The sequence below is a fragment of the Candidatus Chloroploca mongolica genome, assembly GCF_004762035.2.
GTDB lineage: Bacteria > Chloroflexota > Chloroflexia > Chloroflexales > Chloroflexaceae > Chloroploca > Chloroploca mongolica.
Map to the genome: position 1 here is coordinate 180,156 of NZ_SIJK02000001.1, position 11,179 is coordinate 191,334.

The 11,179-nt window shown below is 60.4% G+C and carries 8 protein-coding genes; all 8 read right to left on the bottom strand.

Annotated features, from left to right (window positions below; genetic code table 11):
* Positions 1 to 105: 105 nt before the first annotated feature.
* On the bottom strand, positions 106 to 2,001 hold the full coding sequence (locus tag EYB53_RS00870) for a sulfotransferase family protein (RefSeq protein ID WP_167857183.1): 1,896 nt from the start codon (positions 1,999 to 2,001) through the stop codon (positions 106 to 108).
* Positions 1,998 to 2,867 (bottom strand): FkbM family methyltransferase, encoded by an 870-nt coding sequence (locus EYB53_RS00875; protein WP_135475747.1) that lies wholly within the window; start codon positions 2,865 to 2,867, stop codon positions 1,998 to 2,000. Before EYB53_RS00875 ends, EYB53_RS00870 begins: the two co-directional genes overlap by 4 nt.
* Before the next feature lie 339 nt (positions 2,868 to 3,206).
* A complete protein-coding gene (locus EYB53_RS00880) occupies positions 3,207 to 4,187 on the bottom strand; it encodes a GDP-L-fucose synthase family protein (RefSeq protein ID WP_135475749.1) in 981 nt (326 codons plus the stop codon).
* 176 nt (positions 4,188 to 4,363) lie between these two features.
* Positions 4,364 to 5,911: an ATP-binding protein gene (locus EYB53_RS00885; RefSeq protein WP_135475752.1), complete on the bottom strand. Its 1,548-nt coding sequence runs from the start codon at positions 5,909 to 5,911 to the stop codon at positions 4,364 to 4,366.
* A gap of 339 nt (positions 5,912 to 6,250) precedes the next feature.
* Positions 6,251 to 8,122 carry an ABC transporter ATP-binding protein gene (locus EYB53_RS00890; RefSeq protein ID WP_205712548.1) on the bottom strand — a complete coding sequence of 624 codons (1,872 nt, stop codon included), beginning with the start codon at positions 8,120 to 8,122 and terminating at the stop codon, positions 6,251 to 6,253.
* Between the two features lie 3 nt (positions 8,123 to 8,125).
* Positions 8,126 to 9,208, bottom strand: coding sequence for a hypothetical protein (locus EYB53_RS00895; RefSeq protein ID WP_135475754.1), 1,083 nt, complete (start codon positions 9,206 to 9,208; stop codon positions 8,126 to 8,128).
* Positions 9,209 to 9,329: 121 nt separating this feature from the next.
* Positions 9,330 to 10,487, bottom strand: coding sequence for a nucleotidyltransferase domain-containing protein (locus tag EYB53_RS00900; RefSeq protein ID WP_135475756.1), 1,158 nt, complete (start codon positions 10,485 to 10,487; stop codon positions 9,330 to 9,332).
* A gap of 18 nt (positions 10,488 to 10,505) precedes the next feature.
* Positions 10,506 to 10,940 (bottom strand): PqqD family protein, encoded by a 435-nt coding sequence (locus EYB53_RS00905; RefSeq protein WP_167857184.1) that lies wholly within the window; start codon positions 10,938 to 10,940, stop codon positions 10,506 to 10,508.
* Positions 10,941 to 11,179 lie beyond the last annotated feature (239 nt).

Below are 11,179 nucleotides of genomic sequence, written 5' to 3' on the forward strand. Positions count from 1 at the left end.
CCTCCGTTGGGGCCAGAAATCAGGCGATGCCAGGTCGCGTTCATAAACAAGATGTAGATGGGGCACACTGGCTGCAATTTCTCGGCAACGCTGTGCGCCCTGTTCTCAATTTCCCTCTATCCCGATAAAATCCGGCCAAAGGTTGAGATCGATCTCCGGGCAGAGCGCGACGACCCGTTGCACATCCGCTTTGAGATACGCAGCCAGCCGCGCCCGCTCATCGGCATCTGGTTTGGGAACGAGGTAGCTGCCCTGGTTGACAGGTTGGTGATACGTTTTGGGATGAAAGCGGTCATCTATATCCAGAAACCGGTAGGTGCAGGCCAACTCTGTTTCAGGCGATTGCACCATCTGCTCGAATTGCAGCACCAGCACCTGTTCGCGGTCGAAATACTCAAACAGCCTGGACAGCCCGAGGCCATAGAAACTATGGAGCATGGCTTCTGTATACAGCGAAAAAGTGTTGTAGCTATAGCGTTGCTGTGGACTCAATGTTCCAAACAACATTTTCCCCCGGTTGCTCATCAGGTGATTCCAGTGGGAGATAAAGCGATCAATTGGATTACGTAGGACTACCAGGATCTTGGTCTCTGGTGCTGCGATAGCAAGATGTTCCAATAGGGTGGGATAGAGAAGATACAGAACGGAGAACTCACCACAGATTGTGCCCGGTGGTGTAGAAAAAGCGCTGCGATAAAGGTTCAACGCCTCGGCACTCATGTTGTGATACTGAAAGTGTAAAAAGTAGTACGTCTCCTTGTTGTACCGGTTGTCCAGATGAACCCGATGGGGGACAACCTGGGGGTGTTCTGTTAAGAGCGAAAACCACCAAGTAGTGCCACTTTTAGGTGCGCCGATGCCCACAAAATCGGGAGGCCGCACCTTCCAGCCGTGCGCTGTCGCAGGGTAAAGATTCTGCGGGCCGAAGGAGTGCGCCAAAGTTTTACATGGAGGTACTTCGTCCACTTTGCGGTTGGGATTCACGGAACGCGTCAGCTTCCTCCCCCTTTGTACAACTTTGGCGATGAGCCGATGTCGTTTTGCTGCAGCTTGGAGCCGTTTCTTGATTCGCTGCCGCACGTCTGCGTGCAGATGTCCTGAACGCACCCGCCGCAACCACCAGGCAAGGCTGCGAGTACCTTCCGCCCGTTCCATCAATTGCCGCATCTTTTGTTCAAAAGTGCTCTCAACTGCCCGCCCCTGCAGCCAATCCATATAGGCGTCGTACTGGTTGAACAGAATTTCTGCGGCTGCATCCCGCAACTGCCGATGCTGATCGCTTTGCGCCTGTCCCTTGGCGCTGTTGTGAAAGACGACGGTGCTCCGGCTAGCAGCCGCGTGATGATAGATCAGGTTGCCATAGATGCCGCCCATCCAGTAGTGGAACGCTCGCTGATTGCTCCGTGTTACCTTATGGATAGGCAAGCCCTGGGCCTCGGCTACCCAGGTGAAATGGGACAGGGTGTCGGTACGTTCTAGGCTGTGGGTGTTATCGAAGTCAAGGCGGAGTTGGTAGCGCTCGATGAAATCCACGGTTGTACAGAGACAACTGGGGTGAACATGGGGACGGATCGCCGGAACCATCTCGTCACGCCAGACCCCGGCCAGGGCTGATCCCGCCTCCAACGCGGCCAGTAAAATGGTCAGCCAACCGGAACATAGGGGGTGGGCATCGCTGTCCAGGGTAACGACATACATCGCCCCTTCTTCTCTGGCCAGGTGATAGAGCCGCTGTAGAGGCGTCCGGTGCAGGTGATGCAGCCGCTCATAAGCGGCGGCCGACAGCAAGGTCAAGCGGGGCTGCGCCAGGAGCCACACTTCCAATGTCGGCGCGCCAAGCCGGTTGTTCCAAAGATAAATATGATAATCCGGATAGTCGGTGTACCTGGCGATTCGATCCAGGCACAGACGTATCCAGCGGTCGTCCCTGGGTGTCTCGCCGCCATTGACGATCAGGATGGCGACCCGGCCAACATGTGTTGTATCAGTTTCAGCATTCATCTCGAAAACCTTTGCGATCGCCAGGGTGCATTTTCTATCAAACCCGGGCGGGCTACAATAACGTGCTCTCCGGAATGACATTCACACTCAAAGCCGTGTGTCGCGGTGTAGAAATTCAAGGCGCAGCCCCGCACATAACGATCATGTAATTCGATGATGATGACTCCGACGCGTTCAATCCACGCTGTCGGCGAGGCAAACACCTCCCTTTCTGCGCCTTCGATGTCCACTTTCAACAGATCCACAACATCAAGGTTGTAATCGGCCAACAGTTGGGGCACGGTAACAGAATTCACCTGTCCAACAACCGGGAAACGGCCATCCGCTTCGAGAGGTTGAACGCAAAAAGCGCCATAGATCCCAGAACTTTTGGCCGGGTTAGCTAACGCCAGTATAATGGGTGTATCCCACAGCGCCGCCTGGAGAGGGATGATCTGGGGATAAGCGGCGACATTTTTGCGTAGCTGGCTGAAATTGGAGGCTTCTGGTTCCAGGGCCAAAATGCGCGCCGCCGGGTATCGATTGGCATAATAGATCGCCGTCAAGCCAATATTGGCGCCCGCATCAATGATCACCCCGGGTGGGCGGCTCAAAGGTAAAGTATACTCTTCCCGCGCGATAACCTGGCCGTAGATCCGAAAATCTGATGTCCCCAGGCGCAAGGTGAGGGGCGCACGAAGCTGACGGGGATGGACGGTCACCTCACCCCGAGGGTTCAACAGCGAAGCGACAAAAACACGCAGCCCTTCACGCCGGCCAAACCATCGCATGTATTGGCGCAGCAAAGAGATGAAATGGGCGGCGCGCTTGGAAGATCGTGCTGCCCGCGCCCGCAGCGCTACAACAAGAGCATTGAAAACCATCATATTTACATTCCCCACACCATGATCGCCAACCCATCCTACTGCTCCGCCCGCGTCCGTCCCGTGCGCCAGTCGAAGACCACCAGGTGCGCCGCTCTGCGGTGCAGCGGTCGGCGTATTCCCACGTCTGCGCCAAACCCTTCATCAGGGTGGCGTCCAGCGACTTGTGCAATACTTCGCCCCCAAACGGCCAGAGCACGAGCAAGTCCGTCCGCCGTCGGCCCAGGCCATCCTCCCGTTCGACCCGTCTCCTGGTGTTGATGCTGTCGGTCAAGAAGTCAACTCCTGCAGCAGGATCTCGCGGTAGATCGGGTTGGCTCCCTGACAAAGCAATGTGGCATCTCACCCTTGCTCATACCACCTGACCGTCTCCGCCAGCCCCTCGGCAAAGCTGGTCTGCGCCCGGAAGCCAAATAGCCGCTCGGCCCGCGAGGTCTCTAGGCAGCGGCGGGGTTGCCCATTGGGGCGCGCGGTGTCCCAGACGATGCGGCCTTCGTAGCCCGTCAGGCGGGCCAGGAGGGTGGCGAGTTCGCGGATCGCAATTTCTTGCCCGCTCCCCAGATTGACCGGTTCCGCTTCGTTGTAGTGCTCAGCCGCCAGCAGGATGCCCTCGGCGGCGTCGGCCACATAGAGAAATTCGCGGGTTGCGCTGCCGTCGCCCCACAGCGTGACCTCGGGCTGCCCCGTTGTACGCGCCTCGACAAAACGTCGGATCAGCGCCGGGATGACGTGCGAAGAGGTCGGGTCAACGTTGTCGCCAGGGCCGTAGAGGTTGACGGGCAGCAGGTAGATCGCATTGAGGCCGTACTGTTGTCGGTAGGCTTGCGCCTGCACCAGCAGCATCTTTTTGGCAAGCCCATACGGGGCGTTGCTCTCTTCGGGATACCCGTTCCACAAATCCTCTTCCCGAAAGGGCACCGGCGTCACCTTTGGATACGCGCAGACCGTGCCGACAATGACACATTTGTCGATCGCCCATTGCCGCGCCGCCTCGATCAACTGCGTGCCCATGATCAGGTTGTCGTAGAGCAGTTCACCTGGCCGTTCGAGGTTGTAGCCGATGCCGCCAACATTGCCTGCCAGATGGATGAGCAGCACCTGGGATGGATCCGCCGCCTGTGTCGCGCAGGTCTCAGCCAGCAGCGCCTGGATCGCCTCCCAGCGGCGCAGATCATACTGAGCGCGCCGCGGAACAACGATCTGCGCCTCGGCCACCCCGCGCCCTCGCAGCGCTGCCACCACCGCACACCCCAGAAACCCCGCGCCCCCGGTGACAATCACCGTCTTGCCGTGCCAAAAATCAGCCGCCGGTTGCGTTGTCATAGCTCCTCCGCGCCGCTGTGTTACACATAAGATTGACGCAAAGGCGCAAAGGCGCAAAGCTGCGCATGCTTCATTCAACCCTCTGCGCCTCTGCGCCTTTGCGCCTCTGCGTTAAAACCCTCTGCGCCTTTGCGCCTTTGCGTCAAAAAAACCGGCCTCATTCAGCGGCACAAGCCTCACGCCCGTATCACGGTCACTGTCCGCCCGGCGGGACTGACCGCCATGGTGTGGTGGGTACGCTCGCTGATCCGCGGCTGGTCGCGACGCCGGTCGAAGATGACGAGCCAGCCCGTTGCGAGCCCGAGACCGTTCAGATAGGTGTCTAGTTGGGCCAAGCCTTGCTCCAGCGGATCGCGCTCGCCGTCGCGCCAGACTTTCAGTTCGAGGCCCAGCGTGACATCCCCATAGCGCAGGCAGAGATCCATGCGTCCGCTGCCGATGGCGTATTCGCGCTCGAGGGTGCCGCCGCCGTTGACGACCCGGTGCAGGAAGGCCATCAACACCAGGTGCGGGGCGATCTCGTGATAATGCGCGCTACCCAGCAGCGGCTGCCCATGCTGGCGCCAGAAGGCGAGAAATGCTTCCAGCAGTTTGTCCGGGTCAAGACCGCCGTCGGGCCGCAGCCAGGTGGGACGGATGTGCGGCAGGGAGTCTTGGGGGCCGCTGGCTAAGACACGTGGGATTACCTCACGGTAGATCGGGTTGGCGATGACCAACCCGCCGGCCGGATCGCGACGCACCAACCCCAGGTCAAGGACAAACTGCCGGTCGTCTGCGGGCACGTCAGCCAATGCACGCCCGGCCAGTAGCGGTTCGATGACGTGACGCACGCGTGGCTCGCGCAGCCGCTCGGCCAGGCTGTCGAGGTGCGTGTCCTGGCGCTGGATCAGCAACTCCTTGGCCTGATTGATCTCCGCCACATCCACCGGTTGGGCCAGGTCAGGGACGACCACCTGCACCGCCTGGCGCACTAGGGCGTTCACCAACCATGGCTGCCCCTGGGTCAGGTCGAAGGCCAGCCGCAGCGCCTCCGGTGTGAAAACCTGGCCGGTGTCGGCGGTGTACTGAGCGTAGAGTTCCGCCACCTCTGGCGCGGTGAAGTTGCGCAGGGTTAGCGACTCGACTTTGACGTTGAAGGGACTGGCGGTGTGCAGTCGCTCACTGCCACCGGATGCGACCTTGTAATCACGCACGTCGCGTAGACCGATCAGGGCCAATGCCCAGGGGAAGGCCTCAGGCCGCCGCTGAAAGCCAGCCCGCAGTTGGCGCAACGCTGAAATTAGCGCCGCATCCTGGAGGGCATCAATCTCGTCAACAAACAATACGACGGGCCGGGAGGACGCCATGCACCAGGCGGTGAGCGCCGCACCGAGCCGCCCACCGGCCTCTGCGTCAGGCCAGGGTGGTGGCTGCAACTCTGTCGGCAACTGCCAGACCAGCGCGGCCCGCCAATCTTCGAGGATCGCCAACTCAGCCGCGCCGGGGTCATCGTTGAACGCTGCCCCTACCTCCATCGAGACCAGTGCGGCTACATAACGACCGGACGCCGTCACCTGACGGGCCAGTTCAAGCATCGCCGTCGTCTTACCGCTCTGGCGCGGGCCATGCACGACAAAGTAGGCCTTCTGGTCAAGCAACGTCTGCACATCGGGCAGCCGTGCGGTCGCCGGCAACATGTAGTGATCTTCAGGATTGCAGGGCCCGGCAGTATTAAAAAAGCGCATGGCAGGTTTCCTTGGTGCTAGCCTCTATCCCTTGCCAAAAAAGATTGCCTCGTGTTGACGCAACGGCGCAAAGACGCAAAGCTGCGTATGGAGATGGATCAAACTGTAGCGCCTTTGCGCCGTTGCGTCAAACAACCCGTCTTGCTGTGCCAAAAATCAGCCGCCGGTTGCGTCGTCATGAGCTCCTCCGCGCCGCTGTGTTACAAACAATACCTTGCACATAAGGTTGACGCGGATTGACGCAAAGACGCAAAGGCGCAAAGTTCCATATGCTTCATTCAACCCTCTGCGCCTTTGCGCCTTTGCGTCAAAAATCCTCTGCGCCTTTGCGCCTTTGCGTCAAAACCCCTCCGCCGACACCTCCCGCATCTGCATGTTCCACGAGCTCGCATAATGCCCCCCCAGCGCCACAAGCTCGCTGTGGGTTCCCGATTCGATCACCCGCCCGCCAACCATCACATGGATGATGTCGGCTTGCATCGCGGTGGTAAAACGATGCGTGATGATCAATGCGGTACGTCCGGCAATCAAATCGCGGAACCGCGTCATCCACGCATGCTCGGCCCAGCTATCCATTGCGCTCGTTGGCTCATCAAGGATCACCAGGTCGGCCTGGCGCACAAAGGCCCGCGCCAACGCAAGGCGCTGCCATTCGCCGATGCTCAATTCGGTGTACCCAAACCAGCGCCCCAGGATCGTTGCGTACCCCTCGGGTAGCTTGTCAATGATCTCGGCGGCCCCGCCAGCGTGCGCTGCCGCCTCGATCGCCGCCTGCGTGGGCTCGCTCCCCATGTCACCAAAACGGATATTGTCGCCCGCGCTGTCGTGGTACGGGAACGGCTGTTGAAAAAGCACGCTGATCCGTCGGCGTAGCTCGTCCTGGGCGAGTTCGCGTAGGTTAACGCCATCCCAGGTAATCCGGCCCTCCTGCGGATCATAGAAACGGCAGAGCAATTTGATCAAGGTGCTCTTGCCCGCCCCGTTCTCCCCCACAATCGCCACAATCTGACCCGCCGGGATCGTCAGATTGAACTTCTCCAGCGCGTTCCGCTCGCTATCCTCATAGCGAAAGGTCACCTCTTCCATCCGAATGCCTTCACCTAAACCCGGGGCCAGCGTCGTTGGTACCGCCGGATCGACGATCTGGGGCTCGAGTTCGAGAAAGGTGAAGAGATCCTCCAGGAAGAGCAGGTTGCGATAGATGTCGCCGACCCCGGTGAGCAAGCTGCGCATCAGACGGAGACCCTGGTTCATGGCTTGCCAGAACATCGCTAGGTCGCCCAGGTTAAAGCGCCCGCGCATCGTCTGCAAGCCCATCCAGCCGAGCCCTCCTGCCAGGGCTACTAGCCCAACCAGTGCCGCTCCGATCTGGGCCAGCATCTGTTGACGCGCAAGCCCGAGCCGCTCTGCGTGCAATTGGCGACTCAGTTGATCGTACGACTGCTTGAAATAATCGCCCAGGCCAAAGATGCGCAACTCCATCGCCGCATTCACCAGCGTCACTACTCGCTGGAAATAGACCAGCCGGCGTTGATGCATCGTATTCTTTTGTCGCCAGCGATGAAAGATCCAGGTCGACCGCAACGCCACCCAGAGCGCCGGCAATGTACCGGCCAGCAGAACGAGCGGCATCCACCATGCAAAGATGAAGAGCACGCCGCCCATCGCAACCAGGGTGATCGTGTGCTGCAACAGGCCATTCAGGTTCTCCAGCAGGGCCAGCGGACGATCAATCGCATCCACGCTTGCCCGTTGCAACTGGTCATAGTAGGTCGGCGACTCGTAGAAATGGAGATCGAGGGTGATCGCTTTGCTGTGGATCAGGTTATTCATATAATCGCGGGTACGCTGGGCCAGCAGCATGCGCACATACTCCTGCACACTGCCCAGCAATTCCCCGGTCACCAGCACCAACCCCATCAGCACAAAGATTGGCACCACCGCCTGGATCGCCTCAGACGTGCCGCCACGCTCTACGACTGCGACCAGCCCATTGACGAGTTCACGCGTCAGATAGACCGTCACCACCGGCAGCACGCCCTGGATCACCAGCAACACCGTCGAAGCGAGGGTCCAACCCCGCGCCGCTTGCCAGACGAGGCGCAACGCTTGGGGCACATAGCGCAACTGCCGCAGTTGACTGCGCACGCTAAGCAACCGCTTCAGACGCTGATCCTGTACAGGCGGGCCACGGTGTCGGTGCATACTCATCGTTTACCTATTGGCTCTATCTATCAAGGCATCTTGATGTTCCGCCAGCAACGCCGCAATCGCCGCGACATTCTTCCCTGGGTCGCTCGCCAGTTCCAGGTGATAACAGGGCAAACGTCGGGTTAGTTCGGCACTCAGCCGATAGCTCTCTGCTTCAGCCCCGGGCAACCAGATCACCGTGCTGGGGCCTAGCTGACGAAAGAGCTCGCCTGGGGCCGCCGGCCGAAGCCTGGCCTCGGCGCGGTGCGTCACCTCGGGCAAGAGCAATGCCTTGATCGGGAATGAGGCCACCATCTGCGCAGCGTAGGTCGGATACAAAAAGGCGAGCCCTTTGCTCGCCTTGTAGACATCGTCCCACCTGTCAAGCAGCGGGCGCAGGTAGCTCAGCCGGTCGAGCATATCAACTTTGAGCTTGGCCGAATTGAAGAGCATTGCCGCCCGCGGCTCAGGTTCCACCCGCACCAGGCATTTATCATCGCTCAACAGGCGCAACGCTGGATAGGCCAGACAGCTCAGGGCCGTCGAGGACTTGCCCGCCCCCGAGTTGCCAATCAGCAAGACGCCACCCTCATCAGTGCCAAGCGCCGCTGCATGGATGACCTGCCAGCCCGTTTCGGCCAGTGCCCAGTGGAACAGGGTCTGGAGTGGCGCAGCGCGTTCGTAAATCGAAAGCTGCGCAGCCTCATCAACCCACCAGAAACCCTGGCGCGTGCTGCGATCATACGCAAAGAGTTGCCCTGACGTCGGCGCATGCATCAATGCAAGCGTCCCGGCATACAGCACCGCACGTTGCCCATAACGCCGATAATCCGTGGGAGCAAAGGGAGGCGCTGGCGGGCGCACCCCCGTGGTTGCCCCGTCCCACAGATGAAAGCTCATCGCTTCACCTTCAGCCGGTGCGCCAGGCTCCCCCAGCAAATGGGCCAGCGCTGGCAGCACAACCCCCTCGAGTGCTGCGCCAGCCATGCGCAGTTCAAAGGCAACCCCTTGTACCTGCACCGAGCGCACCTGCCCATCCACAGATGCCCACGCCTTCGCAAACGCCGCTTCCAGTTGGATCAAATAATCGCCAGCCATTGCGCTCATCTGCCTACACTTTCCCCGTGCCCGTCTTCTTTCGCGGCGGGGTGCGGGGGAACCGGGTTCCCCCGTATTGCTACCCGTTCCCTCGCGGCGGGGTGCGGGGGAACCCGGTTCCCCCGCTTACCTACACTTTCCCCTGCAACACCCCAAGCGTATGCTGCAACCGCGTCCGCAGATCACTCGACCCATAACGCCTGCTGAGCCAGCCAGTCTCAGGCCAGAGTGCCCCACGCAACAGGCGGAGGGTGTCACCTGGGCGGTCGATCAACGCCAGTTGAAAAAGCAGCCGCTGCGGCGAGGCCGAGAGATCGTAGCCTTCCAGGATGCGCTGCGCGTCGGTAAAATGGGTAATCAGCCGTTGGTGCCGTACCGAAAGCGGGAGCAAGGCCAGCCCGGGCAAGATCTCGGGAACATGGTAGATCTCCGCGACGAGCATACAGACAAGGCCAACCGTTGTTGCCAAACCCCACGCTCGTGTACGCTGCGCAAGCACGTCCCAATCGATCCCCTGCCGCGCCAGCAAGGCCACATCAAGCAGCGAGCGCAGCGCATTGCCCGAGAGTTGATGATTGATCACGGCATGCACCGCAAGCTGGATCAGCGCATCTTCGTTGGCAAGCCGATAGACCGGGTGCCCCACCAGGGTGATCGGCTCAATCCGCTCGCGCACACTCGCCCGATCGACCGACGAGGCCCAGCGCAACCACTCGCCCGCAAAGACGCCCCAGTGCAACTCGATCAGCCCGTGTCCTGGCGCATCGCTATAAAACTGGATCTCGCCATCGCGCTCGCGTTGCAACGCCAACGGACGCCGCGACTTCGAGCGCTGCTGATAGCCCAGCCCCTCCATTGCTTGCCACGCAAGGGGGACCTCATCGTCAGTGATCCAGAGATCAATATCCCCCATCGGGCGACAACTGGGCTCGGGGTAGAGCGTATGCGCCACCAGAGCCCCTTTGTAGACGACCGGTTGCACCCCGACCGCGCCGAGGGCACGCAACACCCGATGCAACTCAGCCTGATGGATAAGACCCCGCACCGCAGCCATACGCTGGATCCGGCTCACCTCTGCCCGCACATGCGCGGGCACAACATCCGCCAGGGGAGACTGCTTGAGCCGCCAGACCAGCATGCCAACCAGATTATGCCGCGCCGCCGCCGCGATCAATGCCGACCAGGCCACGGGCGTCATTGTTTCCAGCGATGCCAAAACGTGGCGATCATCCTCTTGCGGAACCAACCAGGCGGGCCAGGTCGCACGCGGATTCAAGGTAGGTTGCACGATAGGGTTTCCTCACCGTCAATGACGCTTTGGCGCAGGTTGTGGCCAACCAGTTTCCGCATCAACTTCATGGATCGGGTCAAGCAAGAGCAGATCGGCCATATCGGTATACTTCTCAAGCAGAGGAGGAGTGAAGGTTTCATCAGGTGGGAGATCAATCGATAAAGGGGGCATAGCCTCAGGCGGGTTCGCGGCGGGAACAACCAGTTGCTCAGCAAGCAATTGATCAATGAAGGCATCTACCTCATGTGCAACCGCCGCTACCGGCACCGCGTAGACCTCACCGAGCAGGGTGGCAATTGCCTGCGCATCCTTGCCGTGAAGCAGGGCCGCCCAGATCACCCCGGCAGTGGCGCGCATACTATAGTACGCACCACTTTCGAGATTGACCACAATCGCCTCGCCATCAACGATCTCACTAATCACTGCTGGCTGATTAAGACGTAAATGCATATGCTTTTCCATAATGCTTCTCCTGTACGGGCACGGCGGTGCTGTGCCACCGCCGTGCCCACCGCCGTGTCGTCGCGTCCCGTGTCCATCGTCGTGCCCCGCGCCCGTCCCGTGCCCATCGTCGTGCCCCGCCGTCGCGCCCGTCCCATGGCCGTAAGGCCGAAGCACGCGCCCCGTACCTGTGCTGTCACCCCACGTATGGGTGGGCGCGTGCTTCGGCCCTACGATATCGTTGTGTT

Bases quoted from the DNA above. Each gene is read 5' to 3' on its own strand.
- EYB53_RS00870 (WP_167857183.1), bottom strand. From the start codon at position 2,001: ATGAATGCTGAAACTGATACAACACATGTTGGCCGGGTCGCCATCCTG.
- EYB53_RS00875 (WP_135475747.1), bottom strand. From the start codon at position 2,867: ATGATGGTTTTCAATGCTCTTGTTGTAGCGCTGCGGGCGCGGGCAGCA.
- EYB53_RS00880 (WP_135475749.1), bottom strand. From the start codon at position 4,187: ATGACAACGCAACCGGCGGCTGATTTTTGGCACGGCAAGACGGTGATT.
- EYB53_RS00885 (WP_135475752.1), bottom strand. From the start codon at position 5,911: ATGCGCTTTTTTAATACTGCCGGGCCCTGCAATCCTGAAGATCACTAC.
- EYB53_RS00890 (WP_205712548.1), bottom strand. From the start codon at position 8,122: ATGAGTATGCACCGACACCGTGGCCCGCCTGTACAGGATCAGCGTCTG.
- EYB53_RS00895 (WP_135475754.1), bottom strand. From the start codon at position 9,208: ATGAGCGCAATGGCTGGCGATTATTTGATCCAACTGGAAGCGGCGTTT.
- EYB53_RS00905 (WP_167857184.1), bottom strand. From the start codon at position 10,940: ATGCATTTACGTCTTAATCAGCCAGCAGTGATTAGTGAGATCGTTGAT.